Here is a 23,357-nt window from a genome sequence, read left to right as displayed (position 1 = left end):
TGGCACGAAGCCACTTTTCGTACTTATCCGATGTGGAATCGAAGTATAGGGATGCCCCTTTTCAGCGCCTATTTATCTTTGCGCAAGCCGGGTTTCACAAGCGATAGAGTGGCCGTGGAGGTGGCGCCGCCCGCATTCGGGTTTACCTGAATCATCGCGGCCATCGGCGCGCGCGTCTGGTAATCGGGGATGATGCGCAGCTCGCGTTCATCCGGCAATTGCACGTAACGGCCTAGTCCATCCGGCGTCAGCGCGCCGACGTCCATCCGGGCCAGCGCAACCCCTCGCGCATCGTCGATGGCGATGCGCAGCGCGGGCGGGTTCAGGCCATACGATTCGCCCGGATGCGGGACCAGGACGCGATCGCTGCGCGCTTGCGAGAACAAGGAGAGGAAGTCGTCCGCATCAAAGTTCGACGCCGCGTCGCCGGACGTCGTGGTCCAGCCCTGGCCGGCGCGCGCGTGCATGGAAGTCGCCGTGGGCGTGGACAGCGTGATGCGCGCGGCGTTGGCCGCATTCCAGGCGTACAACCGGGCGGGCTTGCCTGTGTCGTCGTGCAGATGGCTGTGGCCGGCTTGCGCGCCAGGCGACTCCATCGCCTCGCGCCATTGCCAGGCCGACAGCGCAAGACCTGCGGCCAGCAATAGTGGCCAAGCCAATGCAAGCGGCCGACGACGGCGAGCGAGGTTCAACGCCGCCTCCACCACAGCAGCAGGCCCGTCATCAGCGCCAGCAGCGGCAAGGCGACGGTGCTGGTCCAGAACACGGTGCGCATCTGACGATTGGTGAGTTCGACCCGGCGGTTCTCGTAATTGCGCGGGCGGATCGTCAGCAAGGCATCTTCGCCCGCCAGCAGCGTGACGGCGCTGGTGAACAGCGCGCCGTTGCCCAGCGTGGCGAAATGGCGGTTGGTGGCGAAGTCGCTGTCGCCCGCGACCAGCAGCGTGGGCCGCGCCGACCCGTCCGCGCTGGATGCCTGGGCGTTGCGCGTGGCCAGCGCCATCAAGGTGTAGCGTCCCGGGGCCTGCCCAGGCAGATGCGCCTGAGCAGAAGTTTGCGCCAGCGGCGTGACCGTCACGCCTTGGGGCAAGCCCTCGCCCGCGGGTTCCAGGCCGGCCGCGCCGGGGAAGAAGCTCAGAGGCAGGCCGCGCGTCATCTTGTGGCGCGTGTAGTCGCTGACGGCGGGGCTGCCGGGATCGTTGCGGTAATGGCTGCCGGGGTCCATCAACGCGCCCATCGGCCGCGCGATGCCGAAATCGGCCAGCAGCGCGGCCAGGCCGTGGGGCGTGTCGGGCTCCAACAGCAACAGGGTCTTGCCGCCACTGGCGGTCCAGCGTCGCAGCGCGTCGGCGTCATCGTTGCCGAACGCCGTGCGCGGCCCGGCCGCCACGACGACGGCGCAGGCCGGCAAGGCTTGCGCCAGGCCGCCCGCATTCACCGCGCGCGTCGCAAACCCCAAGGTCTGCAAAGCGTTGCGCGCCATCGCCAGGCCGTGCTGCTCGTGGACTTCGACGCGCGCAACCAGATTTTCGTCGTCGCCGTGATCTTCCAGATCGTCCAGCGAGGTCAGGCTGTCCAGCATGGCTTCGCGATGCCCTTGCGTGAAGCACACCGTCTGCGCGCCGCGCTGGCTGATGCGGATCAGCGCATTGGTGAAGTCGGTTTCGGTGCCGCCATTGATCGTCATCCGGCGGGCGTCGGCGGCCAGCACCGCGCTGCCTGCAAACTGGATGCCGGCTTCACGCGCCTCGGCGGGCCGCAGCGCGGGGTCCACCCCACGCACCCGGATCAGCGGATTGGCGTGCTCGTACTGGCGCAGCAGCTCCAGCGCATCCACCATGCTTTTGTTGCGCAGGTCGTAGAACCAGGTCACGTCCACCGGCTGCTTGATCTGCCGGGCAACTTCCAGGCTTTCGGGCGACAGGCTGTAGAGCCGCTGCGCCGTCAGGTCCAGCCGGCCCAGGTGGCGCGAGGCCCACAGGTTCAGCGCCAGCAACAGCGCGGCCACCGCCAGCACGGGCAGCCATAGCGCCATGCGTTTGCCGACACGCGCCCGGTTCATCGCAGCCTCCAGCGCTTGAGGTTGACGGCCGCCACCATCAGCGCCAGCACGGCCACGCTGGCAAGCATGACGGTGGCGGGCCCTGGCAGCACGCCGCGTATGAAGTCCACGTGCTGCGCAGACAGCGACAGCGCCTGGAAGAACGGCGACAAGGCGGGAAACGCGTCCAGCGCGGCCGGGTAGTCGATGAACCACAGCAGCACCAGGATGCCCCAGGTGGCGCTGGCCGCGACGATCTGATTGGTGCAGGCGCTGGACACGGCGATGCCGATGGCCAGGAACAGCGCGCCGTACAGGAACACGCCGATGTAGCCGCCCGCGATGGGTCCGTAGTCGGGTTGCCCGTACCAGGCCAGCGGCAGCACGGCGGCGGTCGTGCCCGCCAGCATCAGGGCCAGCACGGTCAGGCCGGCCGCGTATTTGGCGGCGACCAGCGTGGCGTCGGACAACGGCAAGGTCAAGAGCAGTTCCAGCGTGCCTTGGCGCGCCTCTTCGGCAAACGCGCGCATGCTGACCAGCGGCATCACCAGGATCAACAGAATCGTCATGTTGTGAAACGCGGTCACCATCTGCCCGGTGCTGACGAAGAACAGGTTGAAGCTGAACAGATAACCCGACAGCGCCCAGAACACGGCGACCACCACCAGCGCGACCGGCGAGCCGAAGTCGGTCCGCAATTCTTTTCGGTACAAGGCCAGAAAGCCCTTCATGCCCGCCTCCGCATCACGGGATCGTTCGGAGCCAGCGCGGCCAGCAATCGCGCTTCCACCGCGTCATGCAGCGACAGCACGGCGCGCACCTGCGCATGCGCCAACACGATGCGCAGCACGCGGTCGCACACGGCAGCGTCGGGCGCGCCCTCTGCATTCCAGCTGATGCGCCACTTGCTGGATGCGCCATCCTGCGCAATGGCGTCCACGCCTCGTACCTCCGGGCACGCCAGCAGCGCCGCGCGCAACGCGGCGTGATGGGCCGTGGGCAAGGCAAGTTGCAATTGCAGCGCGGCCTGCGCCTGCCCCAACGCGGCGTCTTCGATCAGCCGTCCCTGTTGCAGGATGGCGATGCGAGTACACAGCGCCTCCACCTCCTGCATCAGATGGCTGCTGAACACCACCGCGCGGCCTTCGGCGCAGCGACGGATCATGGCGCGCGCTTCGATGATCTGTAGCGGATCCAGGCCGTTGGTGGCTTCGTCCAGCAACAGCACGGGCGGGTCGTTGAGCACGGCTTGCGCCAGGCCCACGCGTTGGCGCTGACCCTTGGACAAGCGGCCGATCGCGCTGCCGGCCACGGCTTGCAGATCGAAACCGTCGATGGCGCGCTCGATGGCCTGGCGACGCGCGCGCGCCCCGCCAGGCACTTTCACGCCCGCGCCAAATTGCAGGTACTGCATGACCGTCAGCGCGTCGTACAGCGGCGCGCGTTCAGGCAGGTAGCCGATGTCGGCATTGCCCCGGCCCGGCGCGGGTTCCTGCCCGCGCACCGTGACGCGGCCGCTGTCGGGTGTGTAGAACCCGGCCATCAATCGCAGGGTGGTGGTCTTGCCGCTGCCGTTCGGCCCCAACAGGCCCACGATTTCCCCCGGCGCCACGGACAGGCTGAGGGAATGCAGGACCTGACGGGGTCCGAACGACTTGCAGACCTCGTGCAAAGCAACAGCCGGCTGCATGGGACGCCTTGGGTCGGACTTGCGTTGGTCGGTACGTGGTCAGTGCATCGGTGACGGCGCGCGCCGGGCCTCAGTCGAAGACCTTGGTCTTGGCGTTCTGCGCGTGCTGCTCGGCGTCGTGGCTGTACCAGAGCTGGCCCTGGCGCGCATCGCGGATCTGCTTGAGCCGGTCGATGGACTGCATGGACGCCGCCGTGTTCCAGGTGATGCCCGGGATCACGCCTGCCTCGTTTTCGCCGGTGTAGATGGCGTCAGCCGCAAGCAGCACCGTGCCGGTGTTCTTCAGCTTGACCTGCAAGGACTGGTGGCCCTGCGTGTGGCCCTTGGTGTCCAGCAGCACGATGGTGCCGTCGCCGAAGAGGTCGAAGTCGCCATCGACCTGGATGAAGTCGTAGTCGCGCGTGGTGTCGAAGTCTTTCATGACATAGGCGGCGCGCTGGAATTTTTCGGGCCACCAGGCGGCGCGCAATTCGGCCTTCTGCACGACGTGCTTGGCCTTGGGGAACATCTTGATGTTGCCGGCGTGGTCCAGGTGGAAGTGCGAATACACCACGTACTTCACGTCGCTGACGTCAAAGCCGGCGGCTTTCAGCTGGCGGTCGACGACTTCGTCGCGGCCCTGGATCGAATTGAACGCGCCGCACAGGCCCTGACCCCAGTAGTTGGCGCAGTTGCCGTCGGCGGTGGCCTGGTTCATACCGGTGTCGAACAGGACCAGTCCGCGCGGATGCTGGATCACGTAGGCCGGCACGGGAATCTTGATCTTGGTGCCCACATCGACCATGGCGGTCATGAAGCCCTTGTCCAGTTCGATCTTGCCCACGGACAGCTGCATCAGCTTGATATCGGGGGGTGGATCGGCGGCCTGCGCGCCCGCCATGATCGCCACCGCGCCCACCGCACTTGCAAACATCTTCCAGCTCTTGCTCATTGTTGTCTCCTCGGACCAACGGGGTAACCGCCACCACGTGGCGACGGTCGATAGCAAGCCGCCCGGTGTATCCCGGGTTGGTTTTGTCAGGGTTTTGCTGTGCGGGGTGATCGGTGCGGCAAAAAGGTCTGCCGACCAGGACGGCATCTGACGGCCGTTTTCTCTGTTGCGCACTCTGACGCAGCGCCGAGGGACTGCCAATTAAGGATTTATTAAGCTGGGCTTCACGGCGGCCGAAGTAGTGACAACCCTAGGCCCTGGGAAGCAGGCACTACACCCGCACCGCCCCTTTGCGCCGGGTGAATTGGGCCAGCGACCCCAAGGCCAGCTCGTGCATGGCGGCCACCGAGGGCAGCAGGGTTTCTTCCTTGCGGGTCAGCACGCCCACGATGCGCTCGACCGTGGGTTCGCATAAAGGCACGAACGCCAGCCCGCTGCTGACGGCCGGGCGCGCCAGCACGGGCAGCACCGTCACCCCCAGCCCGCCGACCACGCTGGCCAGCAGCGACGCCCGGTTCGACACCACCATGGCCGGATCGTCGATATAGCCGCCCAGCTGACGGTTCTTCAACGTGTCGAAGGTGGCGTTACCGATCAGCCGTTCTTCTTGCAAGGCCGACCACGGCACCGGCCCGCGCCGACGCGCCAAGGGATGCGTCTTGCGGCACACCAAGCCGAACGCATCGCGTGCAACGGGCGTGAACGCCACTTCCGCCGTGCGCGGCACCTGTCCCGCCACGCCGACGTGGACTTCGCCGGACAGCACCAGCCGGTGTACATCCTGCGAGGATTCGTCCAGCGCGCGAATCCGGATGCCGGGATGGCTGCGCGCATAGCGAGCCAAGAGACGCGGCAGCCACTCATCGGCCAGCGACGGCATCACCGCCATCGACACGGACCCGGTATGGCCCATGCCCAACTGGCGCGCCGCATCCAGCACGCGGTCGTGCGTGGCCAGCAGCTCTCGCAGCAGGGGCGCCACCGCCACGCCCAGCGGCGTCAGCTGCGCGCGCTTGCCGGCTTCAAAGAGCGGCGCACCCAGCTGCTGCTCAAGATCCTGCATAGCCGCCGACACGGCCGCCTGCGAGCGATGCGTGCCTTCGGCGGCCAGGCGAAAGCTGCCGTGGTCGGCAGCCAGCAAGAACTGGCGCAGGTGTTGGATCTTCAAGGGAACAGGCATGGCGGCACGCGGACAAATTCAGGTTTTCTGAAATTAACTTGAGTTAATTTGGATTGTCAAAATTTGGGCCCGGCCTGAACAATAGGTGCATCGTCAGCCCTAACGTTTGGAGCATTGGAATGGCCCTGCAAGTACGCAAGATCGTCAGTTACGTCGAAAAGACCTGCATCGAAGGCGGCAAGCCGGCCGAGCGGCCGCTGATCATGATCGTGGCCGCTGCCGTGATCCGCAACCCGTGGGCAGGCTTGCCGTTCCAGGAAGACCTGCGCCCGCAGATCATGGAAAACGCGCCGCCGCTGGGCGAGCTGCTGGTGGCCGAGATCCTGCGCCAAGCGGGTTCCGCCGACCAGATCGAAGCCTATGGCAAGGCCGCCGTGGTGGGCACGGCGGGCGAAGTCGAACACGCGTCCGCGCTGATCCACACGCTGCGCTTTGGCAACGCCTACCGCAACGCCGTGGGCGGCACCAGCTACCTGGCCTTCACGAACACGCGTGGCGGCCCCGGCTGCGTGATTTCCGTGCCCTTGATGCACAAAGAGGACGAAGGCCTGCGTTCGCACTACCTGACCGTGCAGACCAACATCAACGACGCGCCTGCCCCCGATGAAATCGTGATCGCACTGGGTGCGGCGACGTCCGGCAGGCCGCACCACCGCATCGGCAACCGCTATTCCGACTTGCAGGAACTGGCGCAAGAGGCGCAAGCGAAATGAGCACGCCGCGCCGTCGATCCGGCCGGGGCGCGCCGCTGGTGCTGCTGCACGGCGTGGGGCTGGACCATACCTTATGGGATGAGCTGGCGCCGTTGCTGGAAGCGCGCTTCGACGTGCTGCGCTACGACCTGTTGGGTCACGGCGCAGCGCCCGGCATCCATGGAGTCGCCCGCATCGAAGACTTCATCGCGCAGCTCGATGCGGAACTGGATCTGGCCGGCTGGCGCAAGGCCTGCGTGCTGGGCTATTCGATGGGCGGCCTGATCGCGGGCGCGTATGCCGCCGCCAGGCCGCAGCGCGTCGATCGGCTGGTGCTGTTGAGCACGGTGTTCCAACGCACTCCGGACGAAGTGCAAGCCGTGATGGCGCGCCTGGAAGCCGCAGCCACGCAGGACGTGCAGGCTGCGGCGGCGGTATCGCTGCAGCGTTGGTTCACGCCCGCATTCCAGGCCGCGCGCCCCGAACGCGTCGCCGCCATCGGCCAGCGCCTGGTGCAGAACGACCGCGCCAACTTCCTGGCGGCCTATCGGCTCTTTGCCCATGGCGACCCGGTGCTGGCGCAGGCCGCGCCCGACATCGCGTGCCCGACGCTGGTGATGACGGGCGAGGAGGACGTCGGCTCCACGCCCCGCATGTCGCGCGGCCTGGCGCGCGCGCTGCCCGACGCCCGCCTGCGCGTGGTCGACGGCCAGCGGCATATGCTGCCGGTTGAAGCTCCCGACGCCATCGCCACGGCCTTGCATGCCTTTCTTTTGCCGACCCCCCATCCGCATGACGACCTGAACACCGAAGCCCCCGCTGAATCGCCCGCTCGATAGAGGCGACAGGCCCACGCCCGGACTAAGGGGCGCAAAGGAGACAAACCATGAATCGCAGAACCGTTTTGAAGCACCTGGCCCTGGGCGCGATGGCGCCCGTGGCGCTGTCGCTGGGCCGCCCCGTCTGGGCACGCGAAGCGCCCTTGCGCGTGATCGTGCCGTTTCCACCGGGCGGCGGTACCGACGTGCTGGGCCGCGTCATTGCCGCCACCCTGGAAGGCGCGCTGGACCGCCCCGTCGTCGTCGAGAACAAGCCGGGCGCCAGCGGCATGCTGGGCGCCGACTACACCGCCAACGGCGCCAAGGATGGCAGCGTGCTGCTGTTCGCCGGCCTGGTGCCGTCGGTGCGCTATTACGCCCGCCCGCCCGAGGACGTGCTCAAGCAACTGGCCCCCGTCTGCCCGATCGCGCGCTCGCCTTATATGGTGGCCGTCAACGCCGACCTGCCCGTCAAGACGCTGGCCGAACTGGTCGCCCAGGCCAAACGCGACCCCAAGGGTCTGACCTTTGGATCGCCCGGCAACGCCACGCCGCAACATCTGGCCACCGAATTGCTGCAAGCGAGCTGCGGCATCGACATGCTGCACGTGCCGTATCGCGGCACCGGCCCGATGATGACCGACCTGCTGGGCGGACAGATCCAGGTGGTGGTGGCCACGGTGGCGGCGGTCGAACCTTATCTGAAAGGCGGGCGGCTGCGCGTGCTGGCAGTGACCAGCCGCGAACGGCTGGCGAAGTATCCCGACATTCCCACCGTCGCGGAAAGCGGCTATGCCGGCTTCGACGCGCAGATCCAGTTCGGCACGTACTGCGCCGCCGGCACGCCCGAGGCGACCATCGCGGCCTTGAACCAGGGCATCAACCGCGCCCTGAAAACCGAAGCGGTGCACGCGAAGCTGGCCGAACAGGGTTTCCAGCCCACGGGCGGCACGCCCGCGCAGTTGCAACAATCGCTGCTGGCTGAAATCCGCGACGTGGCTGGACTGGTGCAGGCGGGCAAGGTGCGGGTCGACCTGTAGCGATCTGTAGCGGGCGGTAGCGAAGGGGCGCGACGCGCAACAAGGGCCTGATTAGAATTCGGTCTTCTCCCTTGCCGCCCGCGACTCCATGCTCCGTCCCTATACGCTTCTGACCGGTGCCTTGACCCTGTGCGCGGCGCTGGCCGCCAACGCGGCGCAAGCCGCCAGCGGCCCTTGCCCCCAGGCGGCCGACATCGTCCGCGCGGTCTACCAGAACAGCGACAAGCCCGACGCGCACGGCCGCATACGCCTGAAGGAAAACCACGCCATCATCACGTTCTCCGATGCTGACGTAGGCGCGCCCTTCGCCGTCGCGTGCAAGGTATGGCCGGCGAACCCGGACCTGCTGTTGGTGGCGGTGCCGCTGATGCAAGACACGCCCGACCCGGAAAACGGCCACGTCGGCGATCTGGACGTGCTGGTGCTCGATGCCGGCACGCTGCAAGTGCGCCAGCGGCAACGCCTGCCCGATCTGATGTCCGACGACGCCGTGCGCATCGCCAGCCTGGCGTTCGATACCGCCCGCTACGACCTCACGCCCGAGCAGCGCGCGTTCGGCATCCGCATCGAACGCGAGGGCGCCTCGCGCGCCAACCCGTTCGATGAGACCAGCTTGCGGCTGTTCGCCGTGCAAGGCGACCAGTTGCGCCTGGTGCTGGACGGCCTGAGCGTCAACCGCTCATCCGGCCAATGGGACACCACCTGCGCCGGCGAGTTTTCGGAAAGCGCCGTCAGCCTGGCCATCGGCAATGGGCAACGCCACGGCTACCGCGACCTGATCGCCACCGAATCGCACTCGGCCAGCCGCGCCGCCGTGCAGCAAGGCGACTGCATGGAAAAGACCATCAAGCAAGGCAAGGCGCGCCACACGCTGACGTACGACGGCAAGCGCTACCGCATCCCGCGCGCATTGCGCTCGATGGACCGCGAGACGGCTGGTTAAGCACGACCCACTGGCAGGGAGACCGCGATACGCGAGTTAGCTGTCCAGGATCTGCCGCACGCCGCCCGGCCCCCGGCGCTTGCACCCGTCACCCACTCACGTTAAATTGTTGACAATCCAGCGCCAAACCGACGCTTCCGTCGGCCAAAGCCCGTAAAACTGACCAAGATTGTCAACACAATGAGCAAAGTGCTGACCCTCCCCGGCACCGCACCCGGCGACGGCGAGACCCTGTCCGATCACATCTTCAAGAAGATCCAGGCCGCTATCGTCAAAGGCGAGATCGCGCCGGGCAGCAAGATTTCCGAGCCCGAGCTGGCGCGCCTGTATGGCGTCAGCCGTGGCCCCTTGCGTGAAGCGCTGCATCGGCTGGAAGGCCAGAAGCTGCTGGTGCGCGTGCCGCATGCGGGTGCGCGGGTCGTGTCGCTATCGCGCCAGGAACTGTCCGAGCTATATGAAATCCGCGAATCGCTGGAAGGCACGGCGTGCCGGCTGGCGGCCGAGCGCATGCCCCCGTCTGAAATCGCCGAGCTGCGCGAGGTGTTGCACGCGCACGAACGCGATGCCGCCTTTCAGGCAGGCGTGGGTTACTACCAGCAGGAAGGCGATTACGATTTCCACTATCGCATCGTCAAGGGCAGCGGCAACCAGATGCTGTTCCGCATGTTGTGCGACGAGCTTTATCAATTGGCTCGCATGTACCGCATCCAATACTCGACCACGCCCAACCGCCCCCGGCAGGCCTATGCCGAACACCACCGCATTCTTGACGCCATTGCCGACGGCGATGGCGAGCTTGCCGAAATCCTGATGCGCCGACATATCCGCGCATCCCGCATCAACATCGAACAACAGATCGCGCAAAGCACGCTACAGCGCACGGAGGCATGATGAATCATTCGTACCGCAAGACCCTGCCCGGCACTCGCCTGGATTATTTCGATGCGCGCGCCGCCGTCGAAGCCATCGCGCCCGGCGCTTACGCCGGCCTGCCCTACACGTCGCGCGTGCTGGCCGAAAACCTGGTGCGCCGCTGCGATCCGGCGATGTTGACCGACGCGCTCAAGCAGTTGATCGAACGCCGCCGCGATCTGGACTTTCCGTGGTTTCCGGCGCGCGTGGTCTGTCATGACATCCTGGGCCAGACTGCGCTGGTCGACCTGGCGGGCCTGCGCGATGCCATCGCCGAAAAAGGCGGCGACCCCGCCAAGGTCAACCCGGTGGTGCCGGTACAACTGATCGTCGACCATTCGCTGGCCGTGGAATTCGACGGCACAGATCCGGACGCCTTCGCCCGCAATCGCGCGGTGGAAGACCGCCGCAACGAAGACCGTTTCCATTTCATCGACTGGACCAAGCAGGCGTTTCGCAATATCGAAGTCGTGCCGCCGGGCAACGGCATCATGCACCAGATCAATCTGGAACGGATGTCACCCGTGATCTACACGCAGGACGGCGTGGCGTTTCCCGATACGCTGGTCGGCACCGACAGCCATACCCCGCACGTGGATGCGCTGGGCGTCATCGCCATCGGCGTAGGCGGTCTGGAAGCTGAAAACGTGATGCTGGGCCGCGCGTCGTGGATGCGCCTGCCGGACATCATCGGCGTGGAATTGACCGGGCGCGCGCAGCCCGGCATCACCGCCACCGACGTCGTGCTGACGCTGACCGAATTCCTGCGCCGCGAAAAAGTCGTGGGCGCGTATCTGGAGTTCTTCGGCGAAGGCGCCGCCAGCCTGACCTTGGGCGACCGCGCCACCATTTCGAACATGGCGCCCGAGTACGGCGCCACCGCCGCGATGTTCTCGATCGACCAGCAGACCATCGACTACCTGCGCCTGACCGGACGCGAAGACGAACAGATCGCGCTGGTGGAAACCTACGCCAAGACGGCGGGCCTGTGGTCCGACAGCCTGGCGACCGCCGAATACGAACGCGTGCTGCGCTTTGACCTGTCGACCGTCGTGCGCACGCTGGCCGGCCCGTCCAACCCGCATCGCCGCCTGCCCGTGTCCGACCTGGCCGAACGCGGCATCTCGGGCGTCGTCGAGAACGAACCGGGCCGCATGCCCGATGGCGCCGTCATCATTGCCGCCATTACCAGCTGCACCAACACCAGCAACCCGCGCAACGTGATCGCCGCCGGCCTGCTGGCGCGCAACGCACGGCGCGCGGGCCTGGCGCGCAAGCCCTGGGTGAAGAGTTCGCTGGCCCCCGGCTCCAAAGCCGTGCAGTTGTACCTGGAAGAGGCCGGCCTGCTGCCCGATCTGGAAGCGCTGGGCTTTGGCGTGGTCGCGTTTGCCTGTACCACGTGCAACGGCATGTCGGGCGCGCTGGACCCGGCGATCCAGCAAGAGATCATCGACCGCGACCTCTATTCCACGGCCGTGCTGTCGGGCAATCGCAATTTCGATGGCCGCATCCATCCCTACGCCAAGCAGGCGTTCCTGGCGTCGCCGCCCCTGGTCGTGGCCTATGCCATCGCCGGCACCATCCGCTTTGACATCGAACGCGATGTGCTGGGCGTGGACGCCAGCGGCAAGGAAATCCGCCTGAAAGACATCTGGCCCAGCGACGAAGAGATCGACGCCATGGTCAAGGCCGCCGTCAAGCCGGAACAATTCCGCAAGGTCTATGCGCCGATGTTCGGCATCCAGAACGAGCGCAAGGCGGCGGTCAGCCCCTTGTACGACTGGCGCCCGCAAAGCACCTACATCCGCCGTCCGCCGTACTGGGAAGGCGCGCTGGCCGGTGAACGCACGCTGCGCGGCATGCTGCCGCTGGCGGTGCTGGGCGACAACATCACGACCGATCACCTGTCGCCGTCCAACGCCATCCTGATGGATAGCGCGGCCGGCGAATATCTGCACAAGATGGGCCTGCCCGAAGAGGACTTCAACTCTTACGCTACCCATCGGGGCGACCACCTGACCGCGCAACGCGCCACCTTCGCCAACCCCAAGCTCTTTAACGAGATGGTGACGGGCGCGGACGGCGCGGTGCAGCAGGGATCGCTGGCGCGCGTGGAGCCGGAAGGCCGCGTCATGCGCATGTGGGAAGCGATCGAAACGTACATGCAACGCAAGCAGCCGCTGATCATCGTGGCGGGCGCGGACTACGGCCAGGGCTCGTCGCGCGACTGGGCGGCCAAGGGCGTGCGGCTGGCGGGCGTGGAGGCCATCGTCGCCGAAGGCTTCGAACGCATCCATCGCACCAACCTGATCGGCATGGGCGTGCTGCCGCTGGAATTCAAGCCGGGCGTGAATCGCAAGACGCTGGCGCTGGACGGCACCGAAAGCTACGACGTCATCGGCGAACGCCAGCCTCGCGCGGACCTGACCCTGGTGATTCATCGCCGCAATGGCGAAACGGTGCAGGTGCCCGTGACGTGCCGGCTGGACACGGCGGAAGAAGTGTCGATCTACGAAGCCGGCGGCGTGCTGCAACGCTTTGCGCAAGACTTCCTGGAAGCCGAGTCCGTGACGGGCTCGACCAAGAAGGCCGGCTGACCCGCACTCGGACTGGCGGGCGCCAATGCGCCCGCCGCGACTCTTTCAAGACATCAGGACATCCCCATGGCCCATGCACCCCAGATCAAGATTAACGCCACCTACATGCGCGGCGGCACCAGCAAAGGCGTGTTCTTCAAACTTACCGACCTGCCCGAGGCCGCGCGCGTGCCCGGCCCGGCGCGCGACGCGCTATTGCTGCGCGTAATCGGCAGCCCCGACCCCTATGGCAAGCAGATAGACGGCATGGGCGCGGCCACGTCCAGCACCAGCAAGACGGTCATCATCGGCAAGAGCACGCAGCCGGATCACGACGTGGACTACCTGTTCGGCCAGGTCTCCATCGATCAGCCGTTCGTGGACTGGAGTGGCAATTGCGGCAACCTGTCGGCGGCCGTCGGCCCCTTCGCCATCACCAACGGCCTGGTGGACCCGGCGCGCGTGCCCGCGAACGGCGTGGCCGTGGTGCGCATCTGGCAGGCCAACATCAAGAAGACCATCATCGCGCACGTGCCGATGACGGACGGCGCGGTGCAGGAGACCGGCGATTTTGAATTGGATGGCGTGACCTTTCCCGCCGCCGAATTGCGTCTGGAATTCATGGACCCGGCCGAAGACGGCGATGGCGGTTCGATGTTCCCCACCGGCAATCTGGTCGATGACCTGGAAGTGCCGGGAGTGGGCACGTTCAAGGCCACGATGATCAACTCCGGCATCCCGACCATCTTCCTGGAAGCGTCCGCGCTGGGCTATACGGGCACGGAATTGCAGGACGACATCAATGGCGACGCCGCCGCGCTGGCCCGCTTCGAAACCATCCGCGCGCATGGCGCGCTGCGCATGGGCCTGATCGAAAAACTGGAAGAAGCAGCTGCCCGCCAGCACACGCCGAAGGTCGCTTTCGTGGCGCCGCCCAAGGCGTATGTGTCATCGAGCGGCAAGCAGATCGGCGCGGATGATATCGATGTGCTGGTGCGCGCAATGTCGATGGGCAAGCTGCATCACGCGATGATGGGCACGGCCTCGGTCGCCATCGCCACCGCCGCCGCGGTGCCCGGCACGCTGGTCAATCTGGCCGCTGGCGGCACCGAGCGCGACAACGTCAACTTCGGCCATCCGTCCGGCACCCTGCGCGTCGGCGCGCAAGCGCAGTTGGTGGATGGCGAATGGAAAGTCACCAAGGCCATCATGAGCCGCAGCGCGCGCGTGCTGATGGAAGGCCGCGTGCATGTAGACGTGCAACTCTGACGATCTGGATCGCCGGCGGTTCAAGTTCCCGCCGGCGGCTCGACATGCGCTGCCCGACACGGCGGCAGATGCGATCAGCTTGTCGCCACGTTATCCGCAGGCGTGCGGCCGGTCGCCGCGCCAACAAGCTTGCACACCGCCGCCCCCGTCGCCACCACGTTGCCGGCGACGCTCAACTCCCCGCGCATGAACACCAGACTGGACGTGGCGCGCATCACTTGCCCGCGCACCTCCAGGAACTGTCCCGCCTCTGCCGCCGCCAGAAAATGCGTGTCCAGTTGCACGGTCACGCAGGCGCGGCGGTCCATTGCCTGCCAGGCGATGGCGCTCAGGCCGTGGTCGAGCAGCGCGGTGAGCAAGCCGCCATGCACCACGCCGGCCGGGTTCAGGTGATCTGAGGTTGCCAACAAGCCATACGACCACGCCTCTGCTTCCTTGCGCACCCACAAGGGACCGATCAAGCCGGCGAAGCCCGGCAGCTTGCGTTGATGCCACCCTTGGGCGGCGAGCGATTCGGCGGTGGCGTCCATGGCCTCAGCTCCGGGCAGACAGCAGTTGCGACAGCGTGTGCGCTTCGGCTTGCAGCTCTTTGGCCAAGGCATGCGCGCGCGCATCGTCCAACTGTTCGGCCAGGCCCGCCGCCACCAGCGAATGCGTCATCCGGTTCTGCGGATTCAGCACGGGCACCGCGATCACGACCACGCCGTTGATGTAGTGGTTGCGATCCAGGCTGTAGCCATCGCGGCGCACGGCGTCCAAGTCCGCTTTCCACTCGGCATATTCCGGAGCCTGGTCCCAACGCAAGGCCTTGAAGCGGCGTTCCAGCTCTTTGTCCGACAGATCGGAGAACGCGGCGACCAGCCGGCCCGTCGCGCTGATCAGCGCCGGGAAACGGCTGCCTACATCCACATGCAGACGGAACGGCGCGGTCGAGCGCGACAGCGCCAGCACGACCATGTGATCGCTGCCGGCCACTTCCACGCCGATGGCCGTGACGTTGGCGCTGCTGGATAGCTTGTCCAGCACCGGCTGCACCAGCGCCGGGAACGGGCTGCTTTCAATCACGCTGCGCGCCAGCGTCAGCATCCCCACACCCAGGCTATAGCGCTTGCTGCCGGCATCGACCTTGACCAGCCCCTCTTCGACCAGCACGCGAAGTATGTGCAGGCAGGTGCTGGTCACCATGCCCAGTTCCTGCGAGATCGCCTTCAAGGTCATGGCCTCGCCGCCACGGCCCAGCAATCGCAGGATGGCGATCGACCGCGTCACCGCGGGCACGGGGCGCACGCGCGGCCCCGCCACGGCGGCGGATTCCTGGGTACTGGCTTCACTCATCTGACTCTCCGGTTTTTATTGCGGCAAGCATACCTTGGACGGCGGCTGCCGAGCCGCCTCATTGGTCGTAATAATTGTATATATACAATTGATGAACGCCATTGACAATTTAAAAGCCGACGCGCATAGTCACTTCAACGCTTGCCGACCCCACTCAGGTACGACGACATGACGATGCTGACGCAGACCACTTCTTACGCGGACGCCCAGGCGCTCTGCTCTTCCGACAAGCTTTGGGAATTGTTCGACGGCAATCGCGAACGCATGAACATTGCCCACGAATGCATCGACCGCCATGTGGACAAGGATCAGCCCGCGATCATCCTGGTGCGGGCGGTGGGCGACGATGAAACCTTCAGCTTCCAGCAGATCGCGCAAGCGTCCTCGCGCTTCGCGCATTACCTGGCGGAACAAGGTGTCGGCGCTGGTGACCGCGTAGCGGTGATGCTGGAACCGTCGCTGGCGTTCTATGTGGCGATGTTCGGCGCGATGAAGCGCGGCGCCATCGCCGTACCGCTGTTCACCCTGTTCGGCCCCGACGGCATCCGCCTGCGCGTGCAGGATTGCCAGCCGAGCATGCTGGTCACCAACGCAGACAAGGCGCCCATGGTGGCGGCTTCGGACGACATGCAGGTGGTGATCGCGGACGACGCATTCATCAATTCGCTGGCCCGCTTTCCCGCCAGCTACGACTGCGACACGCAAGCGGACGACCTGGCCATCTTCCAATACACGTCCGGCACCACCCGCGAACTGCCCGACGCCGTGCGCCATACGCATCGGGCGCTGGTCACGTTGATGCTGGCCGCGCTGTACGGCACCGGCGTGCGGCCGGGCGACCGCTACATGTGCCCGTCCTCGCCCGCCTGGGGTCATGGCCTGTGGCACGGCACGCTCGCCCCGCTGGCGCTGGGCGTGACCATCGGCGCGTATGCCGGCAAGTTCAACGCCGAACGCCTGCTGCAAGCCTTGCAGGACCACGCGTTCAACAACATCTCGGCCGCCGCCACGCACTACCGCATGATGCGCAACTCGGGCGCGGCCGATCGCTACCGCTATCGGATCGAGAAGGTGTCCTTCACCGGCGAGCCTATCGACAGCGAAACGTCCGCCTTCGTCCAGGCCACCTTCGGGCGTCCCGTGTGCAGCATGTACGGCACCACCGAGATCGGCGTCTGCCTGGTGAACTATCCGGGCGCGGCGGACTTCACCGTCAAGCCCGGCTCGCTGGGCAAGCCGGTGCCGGGCTTGCAGGTGCAGGTGCAGGACGCCAACGGCGCGCCCTGCCCCCCGGGCGTGACGGGCGAACTCAAACTATGGCGGCGCGACGCCTGGCTCGCCACCAAGGACCTGGGTCGCGTCGACGAAGACGGCTACTTCTGGCATGGCGGCCGCGCGGACGACGTCATCATCTCAGCCGGCTGGACGATGAGCGCCGTGGAAATCGAAGACGCCATCCTCAAGCACTGCGACGTAACGGAAGCCGCCGCCATCGGCGTGCCGGACGCGCTGCGCGGCCAGGTCGTCAAGGCTTTCGTGGTGTCCGCCCGACCAGGCGACGACGCCTTCGTGGAAGAAATCCAGAACACCGTGCGCAGCCAATTGGCGCAGCACGAATATCCGCGTCAGGTGGTGTTCGTGCCTGAACTGCCCAAGACGCCAGCCGGAAAGATCCATCGCCGAAAACTGCGTGAGCAGGAACTCGCCGCTGCTACCGCCGCATCTTCAAACACCCCCGCTGACAACCAAAACGCCGCGCCCGCCGCGCACGTCTGACCCATCCCAAGGAGACATCATGCTGACCCAGACCGAACCGCAGATCCAGACGCCGAGCCCGGCGCCGGCCAAGACCGAACGCAGCTTCCCGAAGATCACCGAACGTGGACTGGACGAATTGCGCGCGCGGATCGGCGTGAAGATCGGCGCCACCGCCGAGCCCTGGTGCTATGAGGCCACGCGCGACAACATCCGCCACTATGCCCATGGCATCGGCGACGACAACCCGCTTTGGTCCGACCCCGACTACGCCGCCAAGACGCAGCACGGCGGCATCATCGCCCTGCCCAGCTTTCTGTTTTCCACCAGCCGCATCGTGTCCGGCTACGTGGGCGGCCTGCCCGGCGTGCATGCGATGTGGTCGGGCGCCGACTGGACCTGGCACAAGACCGTCAAGCGCAACGACGTGATCTCCACCGAAGCGCACCTGAAGGACCTGATCGAACACCAGACCCGCTTCGCCGGCCGCGCGGTACAGCAGATCTATCACGTGGACTTCTTCAATCAGGACGGCGACAAAGTGGCCGAGGCCGACAGCTGGTGCTTCCGCACCGAACGCGACCACGCCCGCGAGCAAGGCAGCAAATACAAGGAAGTGCGCGCGCGCGAACCACGCCGCTACAGCCCCGAAGAAATCAAGGAAGCCTACAAGCTGTACGCGCAGGAAGAAGTGCGCGGCGCCACGCCCCGCTATTGGGAAGACGTGAAAGAAGGCGAAGCCCTGCCCGTGATGTTCAAGGGCCCCATGACGGTCACCGGCTTCATCGCCTACGCACAGGGCTGGGGCGGGCTGTACATCCGCGCCAACAAACTGGCCTGGCAACTGATCGACGCGCATCCCGGCGTGGGCATCACCAACCGTTTCGGCATTCCCGATGTGCCTGAACGCGTGCACTGGGAAGAGGAATTCGCACTGGAAGTGGGCGCCCCCGGCGCGTACGACTACGGCCCTGAACGCAATTCCTGGCTGACGCATCACCTGACGAACTGGATGGGCGACGACGGTTTCCTTCGCAAGTCCACCTGCAAGATCCGCCGCCACAATCCCGAAGGCGACATGCTGTTCTTCAAAGGCCGCGTCAAGCGCAAGTATGTGGAAGACGGACGCCATCTGGTTGAAATCGAACAGGAAGCGCGCAACCAGGACGACGAACTTTCCGTGCTGGGCTCGGGCGTGGTTGAATTGCCCACCCGCGGATGACGCGTGGGCCACGAGGGCGCGCGCTGCGCCACGTGGCCCGATTACGACGGCTGACCGGCCGCCGCTGCTTGCCATGATCGCGCGCGGGCGTTCGCCGCCCGCGCGTTGGACATGACCAAACCGAGGTCAATGATGTCTGGTTCATCGGAGCATGCCGCACACGCCCCGCCCGCCCGCGCCGCCGGCGTGCTGGAAGGCGTTCGGGTCATCGATTTATCCAGGGTGCTGGCCGGGCCGCTATGCACCCAGATGTTGTCCGACCAGGGCGCCAGCGTCATCAAGGTCGAGCCGCCGGGCGGCGACGAGACCCGCGCGCTGGGTCCGCCCGCCAACGCGCACGGCGACGCGGCCTACTTCACCGCCGTCAATCGCGGCAAGCGCGCCATCGGCCTGGACCTGTCCTTGCAAGAGGGGCGCGATGTGTTGCTGCGCCTGCTGGAAGACGCCGACGTGCTGGTGGAAAACTTCCTCCCGGGCACCATGGCCAGATGGGGCCTGGATTATGAAGCCGACATCCGGCCGCGCTTTCCGCAGCTGATCTACTGCGCGATCTCCGGCTTTGGCGAAGACGGCCCGTTGGGCGGCCTGCCCGGTTACGACGCCATCCTGCAAGCCATGTGCGGACTGATGAGCGTGAACGGCGACGCGGCCAGCGGACCCACCCGCATCGGCATCCCCATCGTGGATCACCTGACCGCCTACACCGCGCAGTCCGGCATCCTGCTGGCGCTGTACCACCGTGCGCGCACCGGCCAGGGCCAACGCGTGGACGTGACCCTGTTCGACACCGCATTGAGTTTGCTGGTGCCGCACGCCGCCAACTGGATGCACACGGGCCAGGCGCCCGGACTATTGGGAAGCGCGCATCCCAACATCGCGCCTTACGACTGCTTCGCCTGCCGCGACGGCCAGATCTTCCTGGGCGTCGTCAACGACCGGCAGTTCCGCAAGTTCTGCGACTACGTGGGGCTGGGAGGCTTGCTGCAAGATGCGCGCTTCGCGTCCAACCGCGAACGTCTGCAACACCGCGAGGCCTTGCGTTCGGCCATCCAGGACGCGTTGGCAGAGCGCACGCGCGACGAGCTTTGCCACGACCTCATGCGCCTGGGCGTACCGGCCGGGCCCGTCAACAGCGTGCCAGAAGCCTTCGCGCAGACGCACGCGGCGCATCGCGGCATGCACGTCCAGCGCGACGGCTATCAGGGCATCGGCCCCGCCACGCGCCTGTCGCAAGCCGCCGCGCGCATCGGCCGTCCGCCACCGGCGTTCGCGCAGCACACGGATGAAGTGTTGCGGCAAGCCGGCCTTGATGACACGCAGATCGCGCGGCTGCGCGAACTCGACGTCCTGCCGGGCAAGCCTTCCCCGAAGCAATAGCGGCGGTCGCGGTATCGAGCGGTAGCAGAAGTGGTTGTGGTAGCGGTAGTCGCAGCAACAGCAGCAGCGAGAGCAGCAGCAACAGCAGCAGCGAGAGCAGCAGCAACAGCAGCAGCAAGAGCGTTGGCAGCACGATCACCCCCTATAAAAAAATCCAGGAGACCACCATGAAACCCTTACGCATGATCGCCGCGCTTGCGGCATCCGTTCTATTCACCCTGCCGGCCGTAGCGGCGGACAGCTACCCATCCAAGCCGGTGCGCATCATCGTGCCCTATCAGGCGGGCCAGGGCACGGATGTCGCCGCGCGCTATCTCGGCGACTATCTGGCCCGCGCGCTGGGCCAGCCCTTCATCATCGAGAACCGACCGGGCGCGGGCGGCAACATCGGCGCATCCGAAGCGGCCCGCGCCGCGCCCGACGGCTACACGCTGCTGATGGGCACCAACGGCACGCACGTGCTGAACCAGTACATGTATGCGTCCACCAACTTCGATCCCGCGAAAGACTTCGAACCCATCATGCTGGTCAGCTCGTTTCCGATGGTGCTGCTGACCACGCCCACCTCGGCGTACACCAGCCTGAGCGATCTGCAGGATGCCGCCAAGGCCAAGGCCGACAGCATCAACGTGGGCATGCCCAGCACCACGGCGCGGCTGGTTTTCGAACTGCTCAAGCAGCAGGGCGTGAGCAGCATCCGGGGCATTCCGTACAAGGGCTCGGCCACCGCCACCACCGACCTGATGGGTGGTCAGGTGCAGGTCGGCATCGACACCGTCAGCGCCGCCCGCCCCTTCATCACGGGTGGCAAGCTGCGCGCGTTGGCCGTGACCTCGTTGAAGGAATCCGCGCTGCTGCCGGGCGTGAAACCCGTGTCGGCGCAAGGCTTGCCGGACTTCCAGGTGATTGCGTGGAATGGCTTGTACGCGCCCAAGGGCACGCCGCCCGCCGTCGTGCAGAAGCTGAATGCCGAATTGGCCAAGACCTTGACGCGACCCGAAGTGCGCCAGCGGCTCTTGGAGCTGGGCCACGAACCGGGCGGCGGCACGCCCGCAGAACTGGACGCCTTCGCTCGCAGCGAGCGGCTCAAGTGGGAACCGCTGATCGTCCAGGCGGGGCTGAAGGCGGAATAGCGCCGAGCCCAAAACCGTCTGATTCACGCTGCCCGGGCCTTGAGCGCCCGGGCTTTTGCATTGCGCCGCGAGTCTTCGCGATCCGTCCCGACATCCCCGGGTTAACCCCAGCTGAATAAATACCTATAACCTCAGAGAATATAACTATCGGATCGACTCCGAACAGAACAACACACCCCCCACGGGAGACAAACCATGGCGCTGCCCACCCTCAAGCATTTCATCAATGGCGAATACGCCGAGTCCTCGGGCTCTGAATATTTCGACCTGATCAGTCCGGTCACCGCCCAGCCGATTGCCCGCTCTCCCAACGCCAACAACGCCGATGTCGACGCCGCCTACGCCGCCGCCAGCCGCGCATTCAAGACCTGGGGCCGCAGCACGCCGTCGGCGCGCCAGCAGGCGCTGCTCAAGCTGGCCGACGCGGTCCAGGCCAACAGCGACCGCCTCGTTCAAGCCCAAAGCCGCAACACCGGCCAGCTCAAACATCTGATCGCCTCTGAAGAAGTGGCGGTCTGCGTGGATCAGATCCGCTTCTTCGCCGGCGCCGCGCGCTTCCTGGAAGGCAAGGCCACCGGCGAATACCTGGAAGGCCTGACCTCCAGCATCCGCCGCGAACCGCTGGGCGTAGTGGGCCAAGTCACGCCGTGGAACTATCCCCTGATGATGGCCGTCTGGAAAATCGCGCCGGCGCTGGCGGCGGGCAACACCGTAGTGCTCAAACCCAGCGACAGCACACCCGAAAGCACCTTGCTGCTGGCCGAGCTGGCCGCCCCCTTCTTCCCCGCCGGCGCATTCAACGTGGTGCTGGGCAACGCCGCCACCGGCGCGAAGGTGGTGTCGCACAAGACGCCCGCGCTGGTGTCCATCACGGGTTCCGTGCGCGCCGGCCTGCAGGTTGCCGCGTCCGCCGCCGCCAACCTGACCCGCGCGCATCTGGAATTGGGCGGCAAGGCTCCGGTGCTCGTCTTCGAAGACACCGACCTGGACCGCGCCGCGCAACACATCGCCCTGACCGGCTACTTCAACGCCGGCCAGGACTGCACCGCCGCCACCCGCGTCATCGTTGCGGAATCCGTGCATGACGCCTTCGTCTCCAAGCTGGTGGCCGCCGCCATCGAAACCCGCTTCGGCGACCCCGACGACCAGGACGCGCTCTACGGCCCGCTCAACAACGCCGCACAACTTGAGCGCGTGCAGGGTTTCATCCAGCGCCTGCCCGCCCACGCCCGCATCGAAACCGGTGGCCGTCAGGCCGCCCGCGCGGGGTATTACTTCGAGCCCACAGTCATCACCGGCCTGCACCAGGAAGACGAAGCCATCCAGACCGAAGTCTTCGGCCCCGTCATCACGGTCCAGAAGTTCGCCGACGAAGAGCAAGCCATCGCCATGGCCAACGACGTCGAATACGGCCTGGCCGCCAGCGTCTGGACGCGAGACCACGGACGCGCCCAGCGCCTGTCGCGCGAACTGGATTTCGGCACCGTATGGATCAACACGCACATTCCGCTGACGGCGGAAGCACCGCATGGCGGCTTCAAGCGTTCCGGCTACGGCAAGGATCTGTCCGCCTATGGCTTCGAGGAATACACGCGCGTCAAGCACGTGATGAGCGCGCACGACTGACCGGGGGATCACCATGACCACACCTGACACTTACGCAACGCAAGCCGATGCCCTGCGCGAACGCGTGGCGCGCGCGCACCACGAACTTTTCACGTTGCGCGACACGGGCGCGCTCGATCGCTACTTCTCTCCGCGCTTCATCGAGCATTCGCCCTTGGTGAAGAACGGCCTGGAGAGCTTGTATCGACTGGTCCACGAACACCCGCACTTGCAGCACGAAGCGCGCCGCGTGCTGGTGGACGGCGATCTGGTCGCCATCCATGGCCGCTATACGGGGCTGGGCGATCACCCGCTGGTGGGCTTTGACATCTATCGCGTGTCCGACAACCGCATCGTCGAACACTGGGATGGCCTGGTTCGAGAAGCGCCCGCCAACGCCAGTGGCCGCACCCAGCTGGACGGTCCGACGCAACCCCGCAAGGACCAGGACGTCGACGAAAATCGCGCCCGCGTGCTGGGCTTTTTCTCGCGCGCCCTGATCGAAGGCGACTATCAGGCGTTTCACGACGACTGCAACGGCGAAGACTTCCGTCAACACAGCCCGGACATCGCCGACGGCGCGGCCGCGGTGATCGCGTTCCTGAACCAGTTGCGCGAATCGGGCCAGGGGCTGCAATACAAGCGCATCCATCGCTGCGTGGCCGAAGGCGATTTCGTGCTGACACACTCCGAAGGCAACATCGCCGGCCAACGCCACGCCTACTTCGAGCTATGGCGGGTCGACGACGGCAAGGTCGCCGAACTCTGGGACGCCATCACGCCCGTGCCCGAAGATAGCCAGGCGCTGCATCGCCACGGCATCTTCTAACGCCATGGC

21 protein-coding genes are annotated in these 23,357 nt (G+C 66.2%); 13 read left to right on the top strand and 8 right to left on the bottom strand.

All coding sequences use genetic code 11. From position 1 onward, the window contains the following. Positions 1-68: 68 nt before the first annotated feature. The 6 genes from API01S_RS13775 to API01S_RS13750 form a co-directional block, all read right to left on the bottom strand. The gene (locus tag API01S_RS13775) at positions 69-692 is read right to left on the bottom strand and encodes a DUF4340 domain-containing protein (protein WP_254598446.1); all 624 of its coding nucleotides are present in this window, start codon (positions 690-692) and stop codon (positions 69-71) included. After that, positions 689-2,062 (bottom strand): GldG family protein, encoded by a 1,374-nt coding sequence (locus tag API01S_RS13770; protein ID WP_061304846.1) that lies wholly within the window; start codon positions 2,060-2,062, stop codon positions 689-691. Before API01S_RS13770 ends, API01S_RS13775 begins: the two co-directional genes overlap by 4 nt. Continuing rightward, entirely contained in the window at positions 2,059-2,772 is a 714-nt protein-coding gene (locus tag API01S_RS13765) for an ABC transporter permease (RefSeq protein ID WP_050729607.1), read from the bottom strand. Before API01S_RS13765 ends, API01S_RS13770 begins: the two co-directional genes overlap by 4 nt. Beyond that, a complete protein-coding gene (locus API01S_RS13760; protein WP_061304845.1) occupies positions 2,769-3,731 on the bottom strand; it encodes an ABC transporter ATP-binding protein in 963 nt (320 codons plus the stop codon). Before API01S_RS13760 ends, API01S_RS13765 begins: the two co-directional genes overlap by 4 nt. Positions 3,732-3,801: 70 nt before the next feature. After that, positions 3,802-4,662 (bottom strand): N-acyl homoserine lactonase family protein, encoded by an 861-nt coding sequence (locus API01S_RS13755; protein WP_061304844.1) that lies wholly within the window; start codon positions 4,660-4,662, stop codon positions 3,802-3,804. Between the two features lie 271 nt (positions 4,663-4,933). Further along, a complete protein-coding gene (locus tag API01S_RS13750) occupies positions 4,934-5,842 on the bottom strand; it encodes a LysR family transcriptional regulator (protein ID WP_061304843.1) in 909 nt (302 codons plus the stop codon). A gap of 119 nt (positions 5,843-5,961) precedes the next feature. Here API01S_RS13750 and API01S_RS13745 point away from each other — a divergent pair, with 119 nt between their 5' ends. The 7 genes from API01S_RS13745 (at position 5,962) to prpF (ending at position 14,092) form a co-directional block, all read left to right on the top strand. Then, positions 5,962-6,555 carry an amino acid synthesis family protein gene (locus tag API01S_RS13745; protein ID WP_006221822.1) on the top strand — a complete coding sequence of 198 codons (594 nt, stop codon included), beginning with the start codon at positions 5,962-5,964 and terminating at the stop codon, positions 6,553-6,555. Next, entirely contained in the window at positions 6,552-7,373 is an 822-nt protein-coding gene (locus API01S_RS13740) for an alpha/beta fold hydrolase (protein WP_061304841.1), read from the top strand. Before API01S_RS13745 ends, API01S_RS13740 begins: the two co-directional genes overlap by 4 nt. A gap of 47 nt (positions 7,374-7,420) precedes the next feature. Beyond that, complete coding sequence (locus tag API01S_RS13735) at positions 7,421-8,392, top strand: Bug family tripartite tricarboxylate transporter substrate binding protein (protein ID WP_061304839.1); 972 nt, start codon at positions 7,421-7,423, stop codon at positions 8,390-8,392. An 88-nt stretch (positions 8,393-8,480) separates the two neighbouring features. Further along, positions 8,481-9,335, top strand: coding sequence for a PA3715 family protein (locus API01S_RS13730; RefSeq protein ID WP_061304837.1), 855 nt, complete (start codon positions 8,481-8,483; stop codon positions 9,333-9,335). 180 nt (positions 9,336-9,515) lie between these two features. After that, positions 9,516-10,226, top strand: a complete 711-nt coding sequence (locus API01S_RS13725; RefSeq protein WP_050729612.1) for a GntR family transcriptional regulator — start codon at positions 9,516-9,518, stop codon at positions 10,224-10,226. Next, complete coding sequence (acnD, locus tag API01S_RS13720) at positions 10,226-12,844, top strand: Fe/S-dependent 2-methylisocitrate dehydratase AcnD (RefSeq protein WP_061304835.1); 2,619 nt, start codon at positions 10,226-10,228, stop codon at positions 12,842-12,844. The genes API01S_RS13725 and acnD overlap by 1 nt, the downstream gene beginning before the upstream one ends. A 66-nt stretch (positions 12,845-12,910) precedes the next feature. Further along, entirely contained in the window at positions 12,911-14,092 is a 1,182-nt protein-coding gene (gene prpF / locus API01S_RS13715; RefSeq protein ID WP_061304833.1) for a 2-methylaconitate cis-trans isomerase PrpF, read from the top strand. Positions 14,093-14,166: 74 nt separating this feature from the next. Here prpF and API01S_RS13710 read toward each other — a convergent pair whose 3' ends face one another. Then, positions 14,167-14,622: a PaaI family thioesterase gene (locus API01S_RS13710; RefSeq protein WP_061304831.1), complete on the bottom strand. Its 456-nt coding sequence runs from the start codon at positions 14,620-14,622 to the stop codon at positions 14,167-14,169. Positions 14,623-14,626: 4 nt separating this feature from the next. Further along, positions 14,627-15,427: an IclR family transcriptional regulator gene (locus tag API01S_RS13705; RefSeq protein ID WP_061304829.1), complete on the bottom strand. Its 801-nt coding sequence runs from the start codon at positions 15,425-15,427 to the stop codon at positions 14,627-14,629. A gap of 168 nt (positions 15,428-15,595) precedes the next feature. On the opposite strand from API01S_RS13705, the gene API01S_RS13700 reads away from it, so the two are divergent. The 6 genes from API01S_RS13700 to API01S_RS13675 all read left to right on the top strand — a co-directional run bounded on the left by API01S_RS13700 (position 15,596) and on the right by API01S_RS13675 (position 23,348). Continuing rightward, positions 15,596-17,203, top strand: a complete 1,608-nt coding sequence (locus API01S_RS13700; RefSeq protein WP_061304826.1) for an acyl-CoA synthetase — start codon at positions 15,596-15,598, stop codon at positions 17,201-17,203. 19 nt (positions 17,204-17,222) lie between these two features. Then, positions 17,223-18,404, top strand: coding sequence for an FAS1-like dehydratase domain-containing protein (locus API01S_RS13695; RefSeq protein WP_061304824.1), 1,182 nt, complete (start codon positions 17,223-17,225; stop codon positions 18,402-18,404). A 129-nt stretch (positions 18,405-18,533) separates the two neighbouring features. Further along, positions 18,534-19,781 (top strand): CaiB/BaiF CoA transferase family protein, encoded by a 1,248-nt coding sequence (locus tag API01S_RS13690; RefSeq protein ID WP_061304822.1) that lies wholly within the window; start codon positions 18,534-18,536, stop codon positions 19,779-19,781. Between the two features lie 167 nt (positions 19,782-19,948). Then, entirely contained in the window at positions 19,949-20,914 is a 966-nt protein-coding gene (locus tag API01S_RS13685; protein WP_006221834.1) for a Bug family tripartite tricarboxylate transporter substrate binding protein, read from the top strand. A gap of 195 nt (positions 20,915-21,109) precedes the next feature. Next, a complete protein-coding gene (locus API01S_RS13680) occupies positions 21,110-22,540 on the top strand; it encodes a gamma-aminobutyraldehyde dehydrogenase (RefSeq protein ID WP_006221835.1) in 1,431 nt (476 codons plus the stop codon). A gap of 13 nt (positions 22,541-22,553) precedes the next feature. Then, positions 22,554-23,348, top strand: coding sequence for a nuclear transport factor 2 family protein (locus API01S_RS13675; RefSeq protein WP_061304820.1), 795 nt, complete (start codon positions 22,554-22,556; stop codon positions 23,346-23,348). Positions 23,349-23,357: the final 9 nt, after the last annotated feature.

It is taken from the genome of Achromobacter piechaudii NBRC 102461 (genome assembly GCF_001571245.1).
Taxonomy (GTDB): Bacteria; Pseudomonadota; Gammaproteobacteria; order Burkholderiales; family Burkholderiaceae_B; genus Achromobacter; species Achromobacter piechaudii.
The sequence above is the reverse complement of the archived record's forward strand: the minus strand, read 5'-3'. Positions and strand labels throughout refer to the sequence as shown.